General features: G+C 61.1%; 16 protein-coding genes. 9 read left to right on the forward strand and 7 right to left on the reverse strand.

Annotated features, from left to right (window positions below; translation table 11 throughout):
• Window positions 1–84 precede the first annotated feature (84 nt).
• The 6 genes from OXI69_10100 to OXI69_10125 all read right to left on the reverse strand — a co-directional run bounded on the left by OXI69_10100 (window position 85) and on the right by OXI69_10125 (window position 8,473).
• Window positions 85–750: a sigma-70 family RNA polymerase sigma factor gene (locus tag OXI69_10100; protein ID MDE2666494.1), complete on the reverse strand. Its 666-nt coding sequence runs from the start codon at window positions 748–750 to the stop codon at window positions 85–87.
• A gap of 591 nt (window positions 751–1,341) precedes the next feature.
• On the reverse strand, window positions 1,342–2,517 hold the full coding sequence (locus OXI69_10105; protein ID MDE2666495.1) for an oxygenase MpaB family protein: 1,176 nt from the start codon (window positions 2,515–2,517) through the stop codon (window positions 1,342–1,344).
• A gap of 937 nt (window positions 2,518–3,454) precedes the next feature.
• Complete coding sequence (selB, locus tag OXI69_10110; protein ID MDE2666496.1) at window positions 3,455–5,365, reverse strand: selenocysteine-specific translation elongation factor; 1,911 nt, start codon at window positions 5,363–5,365, stop codon at window positions 3,455–3,457.
• Between the two features lie 265 nt (window positions 5,366–5,630).
• Window positions 5,631–6,599: a UTP--glucose-1-phosphate uridylyltransferase GalU gene (gene galU, locus OXI69_10115; GenBank protein ID MDE2666497.1), complete on the reverse strand. Its 969-nt coding sequence runs from the start codon at window positions 6,597–6,599 to the stop codon at window positions 5,631–5,633.
• A 13-nt stretch (window positions 6,600–6,612) separates the two neighbouring features.
• The gene (locus OXI69_10120) at window positions 6,613–8,028 is read right to left on the reverse strand and encodes an aldehyde dehydrogenase family protein (GenBank protein MDE2666498.1); all 1,416 of its coding nucleotides are present in this window, start codon (window positions 8,026–8,028) and stop codon (window positions 6,613–6,615) included.
• A gap of 76 nt (window positions 8,029–8,104) precedes the next feature.
• Window positions 8,105–8,473 (reverse strand): four helix bundle protein, encoded by a 369-nt coding sequence (locus tag OXI69_10125; protein ID MDE2666499.1) that lies wholly within the window; start codon window positions 8,471–8,473, stop codon window positions 8,105–8,107.
• A 259-nt stretch (window positions 8,474–8,732) separates the two neighbouring features.
• Here OXI69_10125 and OXI69_10130 point away from each other — a divergent pair, with 259 nt between their 5' ends.
• Window positions 8,733–9,578 (forward strand): XdhC/CoxI family protein, encoded by an 846-nt coding sequence (locus tag OXI69_10130; protein MDE2666500.1) that lies wholly within the window; start codon window positions 8,733–8,735, stop codon window positions 9,576–9,578.
• A 30-nt stretch (window positions 9,579–9,608) separates the two neighbouring features.
• Here the strand turns inward: OXI69_10130 and aroF are convergent, their stop codons facing one another.
• On the reverse strand, window positions 9,609–10,628 hold the full coding sequence (aroF, locus tag OXI69_10135; protein MDE2666501.1) for a 3-deoxy-7-phosphoheptulonate synthase: 1,020 nt from the start codon (window positions 10,626–10,628) through the stop codon (window positions 9,609–9,611).
• Window positions 10,629–11,132: 504 nt separating this feature from the next.
• On the opposite strand from aroF, the gene folD reads away from it, so the two are divergent.
• From folD to OXI69_10175, 8 genes are all read left to right on the forward strand, one after another.
• Entirely contained in the window at window positions 11,133–12,068 is a 936-nt protein-coding gene (gene folD / locus OXI69_10140; protein ID MDE2666502.1) for a bifunctional methylenetetrahydrofolate dehydrogenase/methenyltetrahydrofolate cyclohydrolase FolD, read from the forward strand.
• A 79-nt stretch (window positions 12,069–12,147) separates the two neighbouring features.
• On the forward strand, window positions 12,148–12,759 hold the full coding sequence (coaE, locus tag OXI69_10145) for a dephospho-CoA kinase (protein MDE2666503.1): 612 nt from the start codon (window positions 12,148–12,150) through the stop codon (window positions 12,757–12,759).
• Window positions 12,753–14,717 carry a thioredoxin family protein gene (locus OXI69_10150; protein ID MDE2666504.1) on the forward strand — a complete coding sequence of 655 codons (1,965 nt, stop codon included), beginning with the start codon at window positions 12,753–12,755 and terminating at the stop codon, window positions 14,715–14,717. The genes coaE and OXI69_10150 overlap by 7 nt, the downstream gene beginning before the upstream one ends.
• A 141-nt stretch (window positions 14,718–14,858) precedes the next feature.
• Complete coding sequence (locus tag OXI69_10155; GenBank protein ID MDE2666505.1) at window positions 14,859–15,407, forward strand: TlpA disulfide reductase family protein; 549 nt, start codon at window positions 14,859–14,861, stop codon at window positions 15,405–15,407.
• 378 nt (window positions 15,408–15,785) lie between these two features.
• Window positions 15,786–16,946, forward strand: a complete 1,161-nt coding sequence (locus OXI69_10160) for a trypsin-like peptidase domain-containing protein (GenBank protein ID MDE2666506.1) — start codon at window positions 15,786–15,788, stop codon at window positions 16,944–16,946.
• A 63-nt stretch (window positions 16,947–17,009) separates the two neighbouring features.
• On the forward strand, window positions 17,010–17,408 hold the full coding sequence (locus OXI69_10165) for a hypothetical protein (protein MDE2666507.1): 399 nt from the start codon (window positions 17,010–17,012) through the stop codon (window positions 17,406–17,408).
• A 117-nt stretch (window positions 17,409–17,525) separates the two neighbouring features.
• A complete protein-coding gene (locus OXI69_10170) occupies window positions 17,526–18,026 on the forward strand; it encodes an NUDIX hydrolase (GenBank protein ID MDE2666508.1) in 501 nt (166 codons plus the stop codon).
• Between the two features lie 61 nt (window positions 18,027–18,087).
• Window positions 18,088–19,833, forward strand: a complete 1,746-nt coding sequence (locus OXI69_10175) for a Rieske (2Fe-2S) protein (protein MDE2666509.1) — start codon at window positions 18,088–18,090, stop codon at window positions 19,831–19,833.
• The last annotated feature ends 217 nt before the right edge of the window (window positions 19,834–20,050 follow it).

Genomic DNA, 20,050 nt, shown 5'->3' on the forward strand with positions numbered 1-20,050 from the left:
GGTGGTAATTGACTGGCTCTTACGCCTCTACCCCTATAAACAATCGAAACGGCTGTTGGTCACAACTATTTTTCGAGGGGGCACTCAGGATTGTTGTGAATCTTCGGGAGATAACAACCGCAAGCGGGCATCGAGGCGGCCTTTGAGCAGACGGACGGCACGGCTCAGGCGGGTGGAAACACTCGAGCGGGAGATATGAAGACGTTCTGCGGTCTGACGGGTGGAGAGGCCCTGGTACAGGCGCAAGTCGAGGACCTGGCGGTAGGTACCCGGCAGCATCGGGATCATTTCCGCCAACAAGGCCAGCAGTTCCTTTTCCTGAGCGAGCGCTTCCGGACCAGGATGCAAATCGACTTCTTCGCGGGAAGCCACTTCGCCGCGCTGCTCCCGCTGGCGGCGGACATTCTCGGCAGTGTTGGCAACGATCTTGTGGACCCAGGGGCAAGCCTTCGGCCCTTCAAAGCAAGCATGGTTGATAGACTGGAGGATCTTGATCCAGCTGGTCTGAAGAACGTCTTCGGCCAGACTGTCGTCGCCGGCAATGCGGCGGGCCAGCGGAAAGAAGCGCCGGGAGCAGCAGATGATCCAACCTTCCAGGTTGCCTTCGAGCAGAGGACAGTCCCGGGCGGCTTGCTTGAGCTTCGGGGTGGGAAGAATGTGGAAATCGCCAGACATCAAGTTATCCCCAGTTTCCCGATGCGGCTGGCCGGATTCCGTGCCGATCGCTTCCGCCCACAGGTCGCCCGCCACATTGCTGGCGGCACGGGCCTGGACGGGAGGCCTCTTGTGGTGTCTCAGGGACTGCTTTAGAACTCCGCCCCGTTACCAGATTCCCGGTGAATCCTTGAGCTTTTCCGGGCAGGCCGCCATTTCCAAGCCCCTGGCATGCCAGAGCACCCCGGAACCCGTTGCTGGACTGATTTCCTTCTCAGGGACCTCAGGTCCCCCCTGTGGGGAAACCGGAATGGCCGGCTCCGCCAGTGGTCGCCATTCGGTCGGGGCCAACCGTCCTGATACGGCCACGAAGAGCCAGAGAAATCGTTTTTTTACGGGGGGCATATTGGGGGGCAGCACACCGTCTGTAAATCCATAAGTCATTTATATAAAAAACGTTACATCACTGACCGATAAAGTCCGCCGGGATCCCTAAGGCTGAAGTACTGAGAACATGGTGTATCTTATCTGTTCAACCAATCAGGGGCGACACATTGGATGCCGCTATGAACTCACTGATTTGAGGACGCTGATCCAACGGCACAGTCGAATGAAGATCACTTCGTCCCATCAAGGCAGCTCCTGCTTACCGTGAGCAGACAGAGGCGGTCACAGCACCAGCAAGGCTCACCATTTGCTGGATTCCTCTGCGTGTACGTGGTCAGGTAATCTGAAGCTGATGCCTGCCTCGTCGAACATCGAGGCCTCCAGCAGAGAGGTGAATCTGGTGAAATTGTTGTTTTGAGCACGTCCTGGAAGGATCTTCTCCACGAGGCGGTGACAACGCTCTTGCAGTCGGTGCCATGGCAAGACTCCAAGTGTCGAGCCGGCTGGATACATCAGACCATCGGCAAGAGTATCCCCGATGAGCGCGCGCGATATATTGAACACCTGCTTTGCAAGGGTGCGACGCACGGCTGGGTTTTCGACCCCTATGATCAATGGAGAGGAGTTGATCAACGAGTTCGCCATCACGATAGATTCCAACTCGGGCGGAGGCTCGCACATGAGGCCAATCTCGAACAGCCTCAGGGCGTCGGCTTCATCGCGAAACAGAATCGTCTCGGGAATACCCATCAAATACCCTGAGTAGCGCCAAACCTTCATAAAGCTTTTTCGCTCATCGTCGTTGTATTCAGCACCCAGGTTTTTCATATGTCGCAGCAACCTGGCTGAAAAAGCGGTAATCGCAAAGCCCAGGTGTGCCGCGCTAAGCGGCACGCCCCAGGAGTCCGTATCCCAGTCCTCCGAGTGCTTCAGCAGGCGTCTGATCTGTGCGTGGACCATCCGGATACGGACAGACAGTTTCCATCCGTCCCCATCCTTTTCCAGGCCGCCCGGCATGAATATCTCGATCAGGTGACGGTTATTCTGTTTCAAGCGTCTGATGCCCTGATCACGCACCCGCCCGGTGATGAAGAACGACTTGCTGATGTTCGTTGAGAATCCTTCTACAAGAACACCTCCTACGAATGCCCCCAGAACCAGTCTCGAATTCCGGTGAAACATGCGGCAGGCTGGGGTCAGGGCCGATAAGTCCAACCAATCGGGTGGGGACTCCATCCTTTCGAAAAAGTCCCTAACCAAGGGCGGGGCTTCCTGCAGAACGCTGGCGTCCCGCTTATCCAGAGCCGCCCTGAAAAATTGCATCGCCTTTTCCTGTCCAAGGGGCGCAAGCTGTTCGATCACCGCGTCGGCTTCGGGGTCTCCGATCATCGTGTGGGCGATGTAATTCGATGCTCTCTTTGGGTCGAGCGCACGAGCCTTTTCATAACGTGTCGAATAGCAGGACGGCATTTGCATCGAATGGGAACCTTCGATTCCGTGACCTTCGCCTCGCAAAGTCAACCTCCCAAGGACTCGTACTGGAGCGTGCGCTCCTTGGCAGACCCGCAGTGCGAAGGCCTCCGAAATACACAGGTCGGGGGCTATGCGGAATTTTCGCCAAGAGTAACTCATAAATTAACCAGACTTGTATGGATTAGGCGTGACAACTTGCGCAGAACTCATGAATTTATGGTGATTTACTTCAGAAAAGGCCAATACCGTCATTGGGGACGGCGCGCTGCCCATCCGCTATGAACAGCGCCAAGTCGCCTGGATAGCCACCCTGTCCTGCTCACGGCTAGCGAGTACGAGTTGCTGGGTATGCTCTCGCTCAACGCGGGACGTGCATTGACCTGCCAATCGCTTCCGTGCCAATTTTCGGGCTAACGCTACACGCCCTCTGCCAAGGTCGCCCTGCGAGTCCTGGTCAGGAACCTCCAGAGCAAACTCGGAGACGACGCCGACCGCTACGGGAGCTTGGAATTGCGGCGGTAGCCAGCGGCTTCCGCCCGACCTTCCGGGACTGGGCGGCTGAGGCGGCCCTGGCGCATGTGGTCCGAAACCGGGTCGAGGCGGACTATGCCGGCTCGGACCTGTTCGAACGCCGGCATGTCCAGATGGGCGACTGGGCGCGTGACCTGGCCCAAGGGTCGCTGGAGGATCCGGAGCCCTTGGAGTTGCGGCCCGTGGATCCAGGGAAGGGCGAGGAGGTGCCCATTGAAGCAGCACTGGTTTGTTGGTGTCGACTGGGGTTCACAGAAGCAGCAGGTGTCCGTGATGGACGCAGGCTGGGAGGTAGTGGGAAAGCGGGCGTTCGAGCATGGGGGCCGTGGGCTGTCGAAGATGGCGGAGTGGCTGTTGTCGGTGGCGGCGGGCGAGGCCGCTACCGACGCCGCTCCAATGGACCCGCCGGCTAGACAATCACTCGTAAATCGCCGGCCCGGCGCGTCACCCGCTCCCGGTCCAGATGTTCCAGCAGAGGGATGGCGTACTTGCGGGTAACGTCGGCCAGTTTCTTGAAGGTAGGGACATCGATGCGGTCTTCCCGTTTCTTGTGCTCCCGCAGCTTCTTCTTGACGTCTTCGATGGAGTCGGCGTGGAAGAACAGGGTTTCGCTCACCTTGACCAGCTTCTTTTGGCGGGTCAGCAGTGCCACCAGCCGCCTGGCCTGTTCCTGCGGCAGGGCGACATCCCGGATGACCTCCTCGATCGAGGGAACCTGTAGACCCGTACTGCGGAAGGCCTGTTCAATGGTGTCCAGAGCCCGAGCCTCATCGGCGCTCAAGCGTACGCCCGAGCCGCGCAGCCGCACCCGATCCCGGTCCAGCTCGACCAGGTCCCGGTCGCACAGGTGGGCCAGCACCGACTTGAACACGCTTTGGGAAACGCCGGCAAACAGGCTGGAATGGAGCTGCTCCCTCGGGAGCCCCGCCGACAGCGCTTGGCGCTGCTGGTAGTCCCGGATGAGCGCCAGGGACTGCCGGCAGAGGCCATCGAAGCATTTTCGATCCATCACTTGCAAGGGGTGTTGGCCCAGCCGGAATACCTGTCCCTCTTGAACCAGTCGGGACAAGAGCTTGCGGACGGTGGTCCTGGAAACAGGCAGTTGAGAAAGGATCCGGTCTTCGTCAATGCCTCGGGCGGCCTCTCTGGCCGTCAGTCGTCCGATCATGGTCGTCGGATCGTCCGAATCCATGGCCTGAAGGAACTGCAGTCTCCGATCCAGATCCCGAGTTCGGCGGCGTGGCGGCGGAAAGATATCCAGGACCACTCCCCCTCCAACGGTAATCATGGGCGAGGTCCGCCGCAGGATGAAGGAATCTCCCACCAGGGCCAGCACCGGCTTCTCCAACTCCAGGTGCGCCAGGCCTGTTTGACCGGGAGCCAGCGTTTTCGGTTTCAGGGGGCGGACTTCGGCCAGCACTTCCGTGGTGCCCAGGTGGAACCTCACCCGGCTGCGATTCCTGAGCGTCACCGGCGAAGATTCCAACAGCGAGAGCCGGCAATCGCAGCGCGAGACAGCCCGGTAACGCCCGCAAACCGAGAGTTGCACACCTCTGTGGACTTCGCCGACCTCCACCCCTTGCAGGTTCAGGGCCGTCCGCTGACCGGCCTCGGCTTGATCGACCTCGCGGGAATAGACCTGGAGGTGCCTCACCCGAGACCGCTTCCCGGTCGGATAGAGTTCTACTTCTCCCTCTTTTCGAATCGTGCCGCTCACCAGCGTCCCGGTGACCACCGTTCCGAATCCCCTGGAGCTGAAGCATCGATCGATCGGCAACCGAAAGGGAAGATCCCGATTGCGGGGGGGCAGTCCGTCACCCATTTCGGTCAGGGCCTGCCTGATGGAATCCAGTCCCTCTTGACTGGATGCGTTGAAGGGAATGACAGGGGCTCCTTCCAGAAAGGAGCCGCGCAGATAGTCCTGCAACTCCAACTGAACCAGATCGACGATCTCCCTCTCGACCAGATCGCACTTGGTGATCACCACCAACCCTCGCGGGATGGACAAGAGCCTGCAGATATCGAAGTGTTCCCGGGTCTGCGGCATGATGGACTCGTTGGCCGCCACCACCAGCAGCACCGCATCGATTCCTCCAACGCCGGCCAGCATATTCTTGACGAAGCGCTCGTGGCCGGGAACGTCCACGAAGCCCACTCTCAACCGGTCGCCGAGCTGCAGGCTGGCAAAACCCAGGTCGATGGTGATCCCCCGCTCCCTTTCCTCTTTGAGGCGGTCAGGATCCACTCCCGTCAGCACCTTGATCAGGGTACTTTTGCCATGATCGATATGGCCGGCCGTCCCCACTACAATGTGCTTCATGGCCCGCTAAAGGTATTTGTGATTTTTTTTACTTGACAGATAAGAAATATAGTTTACACTCAAAACCAATTCAGCTCGGTTTCCAGTGACGCCCATTTAGAAAGCTGTTCTACCCGCGCCGGGCGTGACAAGGGGATCCTCTGGTAGCAGAGATTCCTGAAGGAAAAAGGGCCCCTTTCAGCAACGAAGTCAGTCCATCTATTCGCTGTCCTTTCCGGGACAGCCGACCAGTAATTTTTTTTCACTTCACTGCTTTCAGGCACACCTAGGCTTTCCCCCTCCCGGCAGGTTCGGGAGGGGCGAATCTCTTCTTTCCTACCGCAGGAGCAAATCCACTTTCACCAGCCTCGGCTCCGGATTCGGCTCGCAGTTGACTCAGGTACTCCGCAAACCGCTTGCCCAGATCCTCTCGCTTGAGGGCAAATTCGACGGTCGCCTCCAGAAAACCCAGCTTGTCGCCGGCGTCATACCGTTTCCCCTCAAAACGGAGAGCGTGAATGGCCTGGCTGTCCAGCAGACCGCGCAACCCATGGGTGAGTTGAATCTCTCCGCCCCGGTCGGGAGCCGTCCGTCCCAGAACCTCGAAGATTTCCGGTGTCAGCAGGTAACGGCCGATGATGGCCAGGTTGGAAGGCGCCTGCTCGAAGGAAGGCTTCTCCACCAGGTCGAGCACCTTGAAGACGTCCGACTCGGCGGCTCCCGCCACTGCTTCTTCCTCGATCACACCGTATTGACTGATGGCGGGACCGTGCACCGCCTGCGTGGCCAGCACCGAAGTTCCGTATCGCTCAAAAACCTCCATCATCTGACCGACACATGGCGTGGGGGCGTCGATGATGTCATCGCCCAGCAGCACGGCAAAGGGCTCATCGCCCACCAGGTGCCTGGCGGTCAGCACGGCGTGCCCCAATCCAAGGGCCTGCTTTTGCCGAACAAAGGAGACCGTGGCCAGATTGGAAGGTGCCCGAACCTGCCGCAGCAGATCGCTCTTCCCCCGTTCCTCCAGGGTTCTTTCCAGCTCGTAAGCCACATCGAAATGGTCCTCGATGGCACCCTTCCCCCTGCCGGTCACGATGATCACCTGGTCGATGCCGGAGGCCACGGCTTCCTCGACCACATACTGGATCAGGGGCTTGTCCACCAGAGGTAGCATTTCCTTTGGCTGGGCCTTGGTGGCCGGAAGAAACCGGGTCCCCAGACCAGCCGCCGGAATCACTGCCTTTCGAATTCGCATGGGCTCCCCAGCCTTACTTCAGGTGCAAGACCACCATTTTCTGTTCCGTCATCTCATGGATGGCGTACTTGGGGCCTTCCTTGCCGAATCCACTCTCCTTCAGCCCGCCGTAGGGCATCAGATCGGCTCGCCACTGGGGGCCCCAATTGACATGCAGGTTGCCGGAGTCCACTTCGCGGGCAAACTTCATGGCCCAATCCAGATTCTCGGTGAAGATTCCCGCGGAGAGCCCATAGTGGGTATCGTTGGCGAGCCTGACAGCCTCATCCACCGACGCGCAGGAACTGAGCGCCACCGCCGGACCGAACACCTCCTCGCAGGAAATCCGCATGGCAGGGTCCACGTCCCCGACCAGTGTCGGCGAGTGCAGGGTTCCGTCACGATCTCCCCCGGCCAGGAGCCGGGCTCCGCCTGAAACAGCCTCCTGCACCCAGGACTCCACGCGCTCGGCATCGGACTCCCGGATCATCGGTCCCATGCTGACGCCCTCGCTCAGCGGGTCACCGAAGCTCATGGATTTCACCTTGGGACTCAGGGCCTCGCCGAGCTCTCCATAGACGTCGGACAGCGCCAGAACCCGCTGGGCGCTGATGCAAACCTGACCGGCGTTGCTGTAGCCGGTAGCCAGGATGGCCTGACACACCTTCTCCAGGTCGGCGTCGGGCATGACGATTAGCGGAGCATTGCTGCCCAACTCCATGGTGACCTTTTTCAACCCGGCCGTCTTGCAGATGTCCTCCCCCACGTCCCGGCTGCCGGTGAAGGTGATTTTGCGGACCCGCCGATCTGCGCACAGGGCCCGCCCTATGCGGCCTCCGCCCCCGGTGATGCACTGAACGGCCGGCGGCGGGAATCCGGCTTCGAGCATGATCTCGGTGAGCTTCAGCGCGGACAGCGGAGTGTCGCTGGCAGGCTTGATGATCACGCTGTTTCCGGCGGCCAGAGCGGGACCCACCTTGTGGGCCACCAGGTTCAGCGGAAAATTGAACGGCGTCACCGCCGCGACCACGCCGCAGGGAACCCGCAGGGTGAACCCCAGGCGGTTGCCCGAGCCGGGCGCGCCGCCCAGCGGAATCATCTCACCCGTCACCCGTTTCGCCTCTTCGGCCGAGACCTCCAGGGTCTGGGCGGCCCGCGAGGCCTCCACCCGGGCCTCCCCGATGATCTTGCCTTCCTCCAGGGTAATGGTCCTGGCCAGGTCCTCGCTGCGCTCTTCAACCAAACGCGTAGCCTTGGCCAGCAATTCATACCTCTCGTAGGCGTCCATGCGCCTCATGAGGTCCGCCCCCTGCCGGGCGGTCTCCAGCGCGCTGTCCACGTCCGCCAAACTGGCCCGAGGCACGGTATCGACCACGCTGTCGTCGTAAGGATTTCTCACTTCGATCTTTTCCGATCTTTCGACCCATTGGTCCGCCAAAAACATTTTCATCTCGAACACCTCCCGTCAGGTCACTGGTGGAGGCCATTCTACCTGAAGACGGTGGTTAGTTGTCAGTGGCTAGTGGTCAGTGGTTAGTGGTTAGTGATTTGATCAATGCGTTGAGCATTTTGCCGATCTCGGCGCAATCGCTCAACAGGCGCCTGCTTTTCTCTGGCGTTGTCATCTCCAGCTTTGTTGACAGCATCAGGAAGGTTTCAAGCTCCGCTAACGACCCCCGCGCAACACCAAGCGACTGAATAAACTCCCCGCTTGAGCGGCGTGCCTGCCCCTCCGCAATGTTCGCCGGAATGGAGGCAGCCGACCGTCGCATCTGTGACGTAATGCCAGATCTTTCCGCGGCGGGAAAGTACCGCGTAAGCGCGTAGATCCTTACGGTCAAGTCCATTGATTTCTGCCAGACGATCAAATCCCGATAAGAGTGTACGAATGTCATGATGCATAACTCGCTTTCACAAGTGCCCGCCAACAACAACTATTGAGCAAGCACTGACCACCTACCTGAATCAGGGACGCTTCAGAAAACTAACGTATCAATTGAATAACTAACCACTGACCACTAGCCACTGACAACTAATCACTCGTCCCGCCGTCTCTCCCCAAACCGTCTCCAGTTGGTTTATACTGGCACCCACGTCGGCCCGCCAGGACTCGGGACCGCAACGCAGACCGTCCCCATCGAAGAGGAACCCGGAATGACCACCTCCAGGAACGTCGACATCTACGAAGAAATCACCCGCCTGCGCAATCAGGGCCAACGAGCGGCCCTGGCCACCATCATTCAGATCCGGGGGTCGGTGCCGAGCTTTGAAACCGCCAAGATCCTGGTGCGCGAGGACGGCTCCACCCTGGGAACGGTTGGTGGCGGCTGCGTGGAAAACGACGTCTGGAAGGCTGCCCGCCAGGTGATGCTGGCGGAAAAGCCCAAGCGGCTGCTCTTCGACCTTACCGACACTTCCAACCTGGAGGCCGGACTGATCTGCGGCGGCAAGGTCGAGGTCTTCGTGGAACCCATCCTGGCCACCCCCACGGTCTATATCTTCGGGGCCGGCCACGTCTCCAAGTTCATCTCCAAGGTGGCGGTGCTGGCCGGCTTCAACTCGGTCATCATCGACAATCGTCCCCAGTACGCCAACGCAGAGCGTTTTCCCGAAGCCACTCAGATCTACTCGGAGAGCTTCGAGGCTGCCTTTGAAGCCATCCATCCCAACGAGTTTTCCTACATCGTGATCGTTACCCGCGGCCACCAGGAAGACCAGACCGTCCTGGGTTGGGCGGCCCGCACCCGTGCGCGCTATATCGGCATGATCGGAAGCAAAGTCAAGAAAAGGACGTTGTTTCGGAATCTGCAGGAGGAGGGCGTTTCCCAGGAAGCGCTGGATCGGGTCCAATCCCCCATGGGGGTTGAAATCAACGCCATTCTGCCTGAGGAAATCGCCGTGAGCGTGGTGGCTCAGATGATCGAGTACAGACGCTTCAAACCGGGCAGCCGGTCATCTCGCGCCCCGGCTCGGGCTGCCGTAGTCGGCGCTGCCGGTTGAGCTCGTCCCCCGGCCAACACCGGATTCCATTTACAGGCTGCGCCCATCCACGGTCACGTACCTCCGAACTCCCTCCATCAGCGATTCGAATTCGGCGGGCAGCAGTGATTGAGGTCCGTCGGAGAAGGCCTCCTCCGGCTTGGGGTGAACCTCCACCAGCAGACCGTGCGCGCCCACGGCCACCGCCGCGTTGGAAACCGGAGCAATGAGGTTGCGTTTGCCGGTGCCGTGGCTGGGGTCCACCACCACCGGCAGGTGGGAGAGTTGCTGCAGGGCCGGTACGGCCGAGATGTCGAGCGTGTTGCGGGTGTAGGTCTCGAAGGTGCGGATGCCGCGCTCGCAGAGAATGACCTCGGAATTGCCCTGGGAGACGATATATTCCGCGGACATGAGGAATTCCTTGAGCGTCGACATCATGCCCCGCTTGAGCAGGACGGGCTTTCGGGTCCTGCCCAACCGCTTCAGCAGGGCAAAGTTCTGCATGTTCCTGGCTCCGACCTGGAAGATGTCGGTGTATTCGTTCACCAGGTCGACATTCTCCGTATTGACGACCTCGGTAATAATCCTGAGTCCGGTTCGCTCACGAGCCTCCGCCAGCAGCTTGAGCCCTTCCTCCTCCAGGCCCTGGAAATCGTAGGGAGAGGTGCGTGGCTTGTAGGCCCCGCCTCGAAGAACCTTGGCACCGGCGGCCTTGACACTTTCAGCCGTCTTCATGAGCTGTTCCCGGTACTCGACCGAGCAGGGGCCGGCCATGACCACGAACTCGTCCCCCCCGATGGTGAAACCGTCCATCTGGATAACGGTCCGCTCCTGCTTCAACTCCTTGCCCACCAGCTTGAAGGGCTGCTGGATGGGAATGACCGACTCCACCCCGGGGACCGATTCCATGACCGAGATGACCCGGTCCTTGTCTTTTCCGTCGCCCACGGCGCCGATGACCACTCGTTCCGCACCCTGGATGGGATGGGCTGCATAGCCGAAACTCTTGATCTTGTCGCACACGTAATCCACCTGTTGGCTGGTAGCCTGCCGGATCATGGAAATGATCATGAGACACTCCTTAACCGCAAAAAAGCCCGCCGGGGAGGCGGGCTTGAATTCATTCCAAGGATCATCCTCAGCTCGATTCAATCCGCCCGCCTGCCCCGAAAATACCAGGACAGGCTGCTAAAGGAACCGAAGCTGGAATAAGGCCGATTCAGGCGAGGCGCCGGGCGCTGGACGTTACCACCCAGCCGCGTCGTCAGATTCGATATGAAAGACTGATGCGACACCGTCAATTCTCCAAGCGACTTCACCAACAATGGCCTGCAGAGTCATCATAGTCCATCCGCAGGCATTGTCAACACTAAACGGAATTCCCTGAATGGGATGCGGGGGGTTGGCCGCGTCCTCACGAGCCGCGATCGCAGTCCCTCCCTCCAATCCCGGGAATCCGTGCTACCATTTTTCCTGGCGACCGGAGGCCGTTGTCGGCGGAGTGACAAGAAGGCGGCCGCCGCCGATTCTCCTCTTCCTACCCCTTCGACCCGGAGGTTCGCCCAGCCACCCGCCATGACAGCCAAGGTTATCGACGGCAAGAGGATCGGAAAGGAGATCAGGGAGGAAGTGCGCCTCGACGTGGCGCGCCTGAAAGAACGGGGGGTGGTTCCGGGTCTGGCGGCCGTGCTGGTGGGGAACCATCCGGCCTCCCGCGTTTACGTCAGGAACAAGATCAAGGCCTGCCAGTCGTTGGGCGTCTACAGCGAACTGGTGGCGTTGCCGGAGGAGACCACTACGGCCCGGCTGCTTCAATGCGTCTCCGATCTGAATCGGAAACACTCGATCCACGGCATCCTGGTACAGTTGCCGTTGCCTGGCCGGATAGACGAGCAGGCAGTGCTGTTGGCCGTCGACCCCGCCAAGGACGTGGACGGCCTGCACCCCATGAATGCCGGAGCGCTGGCTCTGGGTCGGGAGGGCTTGCGGCCCTGCACTCCAAGCGGGGTCATGGAGATCCTTCAGCGGGAAGAAGTGCCCCTCCGGGGCGCTCGCGCCGTGGTGATCGGGCGCAGCAATCTGGTGGGCAAACCGTTGGGCCTGCTGTTGTTGCAGCAGCATGCCACCGTCACCTTCTGCCACTCCAGGACCCGGGACCTGGCATCCGTCGCCCGGACCGCGGACATTCTGGTGGCTGCCGTGGGAAGACCGGCCATGGTGACGGCGGATTTCGTCAAGCCCGGGGCCGTGGTCATCGATGTCGGAATCAACCGAGTCGAGGGAGCCGCGCTGGAGAGCCTGCTTGCGGAGGACCCGTCTCTGAAGCCTCGATATGAACGCAACCGCGGCAAGGGAATCCACTCGATCCTGGTGGGGGATGTCCGGTGGTCCGGCGTCTCCGAAGTGGCCTCTGCCGCTACTCCCGTTCCCGGCGGAGTCGGTCCACTGACCATCGCACTCCTTATGAAGAACACGGTTCAGGCCGCCAAACGGCAGCACTTCGCTGATTGAAACGAGCCCGTATCTCCCTCCGGGCGGCTGGCCGGCACAGCGGCGGACCGGGGAATAGAAACTTCAACGGCCCTGAGCTATGCTTAGAGTAGGCTTGACAGGGGGCATTGCCACTGGGAAATCAACGGTCTGCGACTGGCTCGCCGAGCACGGATTCAGGGTGATTGACGCCGATCGTGTCGCCCACGGCCTGATTCGGAAGGGGCAACCCTGCTTCGATCCGGTGGTAGCCGCCTTCGGGGCCCGGATCCTGGATGCGGACGGAGAAATCGACCGCAACAGCCTGGGCCAGGTGGTGTTCAACGACCCTGCCCACCTGCAAGAACTGAATGCTCTGGTTCATCCGAAAGTCATTCGGAGCATTCTGGAGCAACTCGACCGGCTGGAACAATCCAATCCGTTGTCCAGGGCGGTGGTGGACGCCTCGCTCATGATCGAGTCCGGATTTCACAAACAGTTCAAGCACTTGATTGTGGTCAGTTGCAGTGTCGACCAGCAGGTGGAGCGCCTGATGGAGCGGAATCGGCTCTCCCGTGCCCAGGCCCTGCAGCGAATCGGGCTGCAGTGGCCCCTACAGGCCAAGCTGCCGCTGGCTACGGTCGTGATCGACAACTCGGGAACCCTCGAGCAAACCCGGCACCAGGTGGACCGGCTGCTGGAAGAGCTGGAGGCAGAGAAGGCCAATTGCTGAACCGCTTCACCATTCGATCGGGCTGGATTTGCGGGCTCTTCCTTTGCCTGGCCCTGGCGCAGCCGAACCTCCTGGCCCAGGGCAGCAGCCGTGTGGTCAACCTCGAGGCCTTTCCCTCCGTGGATGGCGTGCGACCGGGAGACCCCTTTCAAGTTGCCATTGTTCTGGACATTCAGTCGGGCTATCACATCAACGCCCACGTTCCTTCCCTGGACTACCTGATTGCCACCCGGTTGACTTTCGAGACCTCCGAAGCCGTCCGCATGGCCGAACCCCGATACCCCCGGGCCATTAGCCAGACTTTCGAGTTTGCCCCGGGGCAGCCCCTGGACGTCTACGAGGGCCGGGTCATCATTGCCGCCGCGGGAGAAGTTGTCCAAATCGAAAATGCCGAGTCGATTCCGGTGCGCGGCAAGGTGACGGTCCAGGCCTGCAGCCACAACCAATGCCTGGCTCCGGTCAACCTTCCCTTCTCCATCTCCCTCAAGGTCCTTGAAGCCGGTGTCGCTCCCAACACGATCCACCCGGAACTGTTTCGAGCACCGCGCGCCACCTCCATGGTCTCAGGCTCGGAATCGGCTCCGCCGGGCTCGCTTCAGGAATTCGCCGGCGCCCGGCGAGAGGACACGCTGTCTGCAACCATCGCCCGCCAGGGACTGCTGGTGACCCTGGGGCTGGTGTTTCTGGCGGGACTGGCCCTCAACACCACCCCCTGCGTCTACCCCATCATTCCCATCACCATCGGGTTCTTCAGCAACCAGACCGAGGGACGGCTGAGCCGCACCTTTTTCATGGCCTCTGCCTACGTCCTGGGCATGGCGATCACCTACTCCGCCTTGGGCGTGGCGGCATCCCTGACCCAGGGGATCTTCGGAGCGGCGCTCCAACACCCGCTGGTGCTGCTGGGCCTGGCAGGTCTCATGGTGGCCATGGCGCTCTCCATGTTCGGGCTCTATGAATTTCGCCTGCCGGTCAGCTTCAATCGACTCGTCCCCCAGAGTTCCCAGGGGAACCTGGGAGCGCTGATGATGGGGCTTACCATGGGCATTGTGGCGGCGCCCTGCATCGGTCCGTTCGTGATCGGATTGCTGGTCCACGTCAGCAACAGGGGAGAACCGGTCTATGGATTTTTCATGTTCTTCGTCCTGGCTCTGGGTCTGGGGTTTCCCTACCTGGTTCTGGGAACCTTCTCAGGAGCTCTCAAGAAGCTCCCCCGCTCCGGAAAATGGATGGAGACCGTGCGACGCTTCTTCGGACTGGTTCTGCTGGGAATGGCTCTCTACTTTCTCAACCCGCTGATGGGCCACTACGGCGCCTGGGCGCTGGTGGCGTTCCTGGCGGCTTCGGCAGCCTACTTGATTCTGGTGGAGGCCCGGCGCGCCGCCACCCGGGTCTTTGCCGGGCTGTTGGTCAGTCTGGGAGCAGGGCTGGGGGTGGCGGCAGTGTTGCTTGTTCCGGGTGAACCCAGGGAGGGTATTGTTTGGGCAACCTATTCGGAAGAGGCGTTGGCCCAGGCCCGCCAACAGGGAAAGTCGGTGATGATCGATGCCTACGCCGACTGGTGCCTGCCCTGCAAGGAACTGGACACCTTTACATTCACCGATCCCGCGGTCAGAAGCGCCGCCGAGGGACTGGTCAGGCTCAAGCTCGACCTGACCCTGATCGAATCGGGCTCCGAGGCCGAGCGCGCCCGGGGGCGCTTCGGCATCCTGGGAGTTCCGACGATTCTCTTCCTGGACTCCGCGGGCCGGGAGCGCACCGACCTGCGCCTGGAGGGATTTGAACCGCCGGACCGCTTTCTGACCCGGATTCAACGGATCGAGGCCTCCTCCCAATCCGGCCGGGACAGCCTTTCCTTCCTCCGAGGCGAACCGGAACCTTGCCCGCAATTCTTACCAGGGGGCGCCGAGCACCGTGCGTCACCGCAAGGCATCCCCATGGGACCAACAAGTTGCTGAAAATAAATGGCCTTTCATCATGAATCCAGCGACCTGGTGAGAAAGGCGGGCAAGGGTGTCTCCGCTGGAATCTTGTGCGCCCGAGCGGGGGGCAACTACAATGAGGACTCAAATCGGACAGGGTTACAGTCAGGAGACCGGATGAACCCGTTTACGACCAGGGCCCGAAGAAGCCGCTTTCTTGCGGCCGCGCTATGTCTTCTGCACGGATTCTCCTGGTCCTGTGCTTTCCCGACCACTGACGGACCCGGGGCACCGGGGTCTCGCCAGGTCTCGAGCTTGCCCGATTTCTCACTGACCACCCTGACCGGAGAAACGGTAAGCTCGCAAGACTATGACCAGAAGATCCTGGTGGTGAATTTCTGGGCCACCTGGTGCACGCCCTGCGTTTACGAAATTCCGCACTTGAACGACCTCTACAGGGATTTTGGTTCCAAGGGGGTGGAAATCCTCGGCATCTCCATGGATTCGGGTGACCACGGAGAGGTCCGGCGGTTCATGCGGCGGCACCGCATCAAGTACCCGGTGGTGGTAGGAGCCCCCTCGGTGGGAGACGATTTCGGAGGCGTCCGCGCCATTCCGACCACCTTCATCGTGGATCAGCAGGGAGAGATCGTCAAAAGGTACGACGGTTTTCGACCTGCCTACATGAAGGATACCCGACGGACCATCGAGGAACTCCTGGGCTAACAGAAACCATTCCACTTCGCGCTTAGCTGAATCAAAAGAAAAAGAGTGATCCACGAAGGGACACTAAGGACCACGAAGGGACACCAAGCCGGACGGCTTTGCCGCCTTGAGGAGCAAGAGTGATCGGAGGAGGCGCCCCCCGGGAGCGCGGGCGTCCCGCCCGCACAACACTGGCAAGGCCTCGCCCAGCTCCTCGGCACGGCTAGACCGGCAACGGCGTCAGGTCGCTGCTTTGGCCAGCCCCTGCCGTTCCCGCTGGCAGGGTGGCAGGGTGCCGCATCGCAGGGAAACTGAGCGGGACGCGACGGGAGTGCATGCGGGCGGGACGCCCGCGCTCCCGGGGGGCGCCTCTGGCTTTGACCGCGGATTCTCAAAACCATGAAGCTGACCCTTCGTTTGTCGACGCTGGTGTTGCTGCTGGCCCTGGCCTCCGCCCTTACCTGGCTGCTGGGGCGTTCGTCAAGAGAAGACCTGCGACCTGCACCCTATCCCGGTCAATCCGCCAGCGTTGTGGCTGCCCCGCTTCCCGACGGCCCCCTCAGCCAGGACGAATCCGAAAATATCGAGATCTACCGGCGGGTGAGTCCGGGCGTGGTCAACATCACCTCCACCACCCTGGGCTTTGACTTCTTCTTCAGCGCCGTCCCCCAGCAGGGTTCCGGTTCCGGATCCATCATCGACGCCCAGGGCCACATCCTGACCAACTACCACGTGATCGAAGAGGCTCGACTCCTGGAAGTGACGCTGCTGACCGAAGAGCGCAAGTTCGAAGCCAAGGTGATTGGCGCAGATCCGCCCAACGACCTGGCTATCATCAAGATCGATCCCGCCAGCGCGCCGCTTACCGTCGTCCCGTTGGGGGATTCCGCCGATCTCAGGGTGGGGCAGAAGGCGCTGGCCATTGGAAACCCCTTCGGCCTGCAGGGAACCCTGACGGTGGGGGTGATCAGTTCCCTGCAGCGGTCGATTCAAGACCAAAGAGGCCGGCTGATCGATGACGTCATCCAGACCGACGCCGCCATCAACCCGGGGAACTCCGGAGGTCCCTTGCTCAACGCCCGGGGCGAGATGATCGGCATCAATACCCAGATCTTTTCTACCAGCGGCGGCAGCATCGGAATCGGCTTCGCCGTGCCGGTGGACACTGCCAGGCGAATCATTCCCGACCTGATCTCGACTGGAAGGGTGCGGCGCCCCTTCGCACGCCTGGAGGGCTATCGCATCACCCCGCGGCTGGCCCGGGTCCTGGATCTTCCGGTGACTCAGGGTGTCCTGGTGGCCCGTACGGCCAATGGAGACTCCTTTTCCGAAGCGGGGGTCCGGGGCGGGCGACGGACCTATCGAGTCGGCAACAGAAGGCTCCTCCTGGGAGGTGACATCATCGTGGAGGCCGACGGTCAAACGGTCGACTCCATTGCGCGCCTGAGACTGATCGTGGGCAAGAGACGTCCCGGAGAGGCCATCGATCTCAGGATTTACCGCGACGGTCAGCCCATGACTCTCGCCATGACCCTGCTGGAACGGCCTCGTTACTTGTAGGAGAGAATTGCGGACCGACTGGGCGCCTTCAGTTCCGGCAACCCGGTCAGACCAATCGGAGACATGGTGCAACCGGGCAAGAACCGACTCTTGAAAACGCCCCTGATTCTGGCGGGAGCCGTGGTCGGCCTGGGCATACTGATCTATTTCTTCGCCAACTTTCGGGAAGAGCGTGCCGTGCAAAGGTGTTTCGAGGCCCTGCAAGGGGGAGACCTGGACGCGGCCTATCAGATCTGGGGCCCCACCGAGCAGTACACCTTCAAGGACTTCCTGCAGGACTGGGGAGAAGACGGATACTACGGACGGGTCCGCTCCTTTCGGATCGTCGAATCCGAGTCGCAGGGCAGCGGCGTGATCGTGAGGGTGCAACTAAGGACAGACGAGGGCCAACTCAGAATTCCCATTCCCTTTTGGGTCGAGCGCAAGGACCTCACCATCGGCTTTGCGCCCACGGAATTCTGAGGCCGTAGGAATGTCCCTTGTAGGCACCCCTTCGCGCAATCGACACCAGGGCAACCACAGGGGTTGCCCCTACACGGGGCATGCGACCAGGCGGTTGAGTCGTCGACCAAGGCTTCCATGGAATATTCTTTCTGTCCCCGATGCGGCGGCCCCCTCGCTTCCAGATTATTGAAACCCGCCGAGCCGGAACGCCTGGTCTGCACGGTTTGCGGCTTCGTTTTCTTTCTGGATCCCAAGGTCGCCGCCGGCACCCTCTTCACCATCGAGGGCAAGATCCCGCTGCTGCAGCGATCCATCGAGCCCAGCTACGGTAAATGGGTATTCCCGGGCGGATTCGTGGACCGGGGCGAAGCCGTCCAGGATGCGGCTGTGCGGGAGACCAGGGAAGAAGCGCACCTGGAGGTGCGCCTGCTCAGCCTGCTCAATGTCTACTCCTATTCGGGGAGTCCGGTCGTTCTGGTGGTTTACGCGGCCGAGGTCATCGGCGGCAAGCTTGAAGCCGGAGATGAATGCCTGGACGTGAGGGTCTTTGCCCCCGAGGACATTCCCTGGCAGGAACTTGCGTTCCCCAGTACCCGGGAAGCCGTGCGCGAGTACGTCGACAGGTTTCTTTGCTGAAGTCAGCCCGGCCTTCTCACCCTAGGCAGGAATCATTGGTTCTCTGAATGAGATTGTACCCATGGCCAGAACAGATCAGGAGATTCACGTCGGGTCTTTGGCGGAGGTGCAGTCCAGAAGTCCGCTGGTCGTTTTGGACGGTCCCGTCCCGATCGTACTGTTCCATCACGAAGGCAAGTTCTACGCAGTCGACAACCGGTGTCCGCACATGGGCTTCCCCCTGAATCGCGGCACGGTCGAGGATGGGATTCTCACCTGTCACTGGCATCACGCCCGCTTCGACCTGGCCAGCGGCTGCACCTTCAATCTGTTCGCAGACGATGTGGACGCCTATCCGGTCGAAGTCAAGGGTGGCGAGGTCTATCTGAGCACGGTCAGGCCGCAGCGGGATCCGGTCGCACGTTGGTCGCGCCGGCTTCGGGAAGGGATGGAGCAGAACCTCAGCCTCATCATCGGCAAATCGGTCATCGGCCTCCTGCACAGCGGCGTCACCCCCGATGAGATCGCCAAGCTCGGCGCGCTCTACGGCGTGCGGCACCGGCAGGACTGGGCCTCGGGTCTGACCATCCTCAGCGCGATGGCCAACCTGTGCGATCACCTGGAGGGGGATGACCGGATCGCACCTCTGTTTCACGGGCTTGTTCACGTCGCACGGGACTGTGCAGGAATGACGCCCAAATTCGAGATCAGCCCCCTGGACAACGAGGAGATTCCCCAGGAGCACCTCAAGCGCTGGCTGCGCTATTTTGTCGAGGTCCGCAGTACCGAGGGGGCGGAACGGTGCTTGCTGACCGCGGTGCAGAAGGGCATGTCCGGCGCCGACATCGCCGACATGATCGTGACCGCGGCGACTGACCATTTCTATCTCGACGGCGGCCACGTGGTCGACTTCATCAACAAGGCGTTTGAGCTGCTCGACCGTATCGGATGGGATCATGCGGACCGGATTCTGCCGTCTCTGGTCCACCGGCTATGCACCGCGGTCCGCAGCGAGGAGCGGAATGCCTGGCGCCATCCTATCGACCTTCTTCCGGTGTTGCGCGGCACATTCGAAGAGCTTCCCGCCATGCTGGCCGAAGGCGATGGGAAAACCTGGACCCGCAGTCCGGATTTCGCGGATCAACTCCTCGCGGATGATCCGTTCGTCTGCCTGGACGCGCTCAAGGGCGCCTTGCGCGAAGGGGCGAAGCCGGTGCAGTTGGCGCAGGCCGTTGCCTACGTTGCCGCGCTCAGGATCGTGCGATTCCACGTCCAGAACGAGTTCGCCGACTGGATCGCCGCGCTCCACACCTTCACTTATGCCAATGCGTTGCATCAACTGCTCAAGCGGACCGAATCGGCCGACCTCCTCCGCGGCGTCTTCCACGGCGCAATGCGGTGCTACCTCGATCGTTTCTTCAACATTCCCCCCGCCCGAATGCCATCGGGCAACGGCCATGCGAGCGATCGCCCGGAGGCCGCGCTGCAGGATTTGCTCAACCTGATGAACATTCAGCAACAAACCGACGCTGCCGGGCAAAGGGTCTACAGCTATCTGCACGGTCGAGGCGACAGCGCCGCGCTCTTCCGCACGTTGACTGAGAGTCTGCTCCGTGAGGACGCCGAGTTCCACAGCTTCCAGGTCCTGGAAGCTGCGATCCGTCAGCACGACGATCTGGAGGATGCAGAAGAAAAGCGGCAGGTCATGGTCGCGGCTGCCCGATACCTTGCCGCTCACGCACCGACCCAGCGGGCGCTCAACCAGACCCTGCGAATCGCCGTGCGGCTTCACCGGGGCGATCCCGTGTACGAGGCGGAAACGGAATAGCAGGTGCCTGTCCCCGACGGCGGGACGGATCATACGAGTGGGAAACAGGGGGCTCTTACGAACCTCGGAGACTGGGGCCCCCACCGACTCGACTGCGGGCGGGATCTCCTATCTGTCGACCTCGCTGATTCCGTCCCCCCCACCGGTTCGACTGCGGGCGGAGCCCTTGTCTCACCGACTCCCCCTCCAGGGGGGAGTGCTTGAGGCCAGCACAAGG

The organism is Acidobacteriota bacterium (assembly GCA_028875575.1).
Lineage (GTDB): Bacteria > Acidobacteriota > Terriglobia > Versatilivoradales > Versatilivoraceae > Versatilivorator.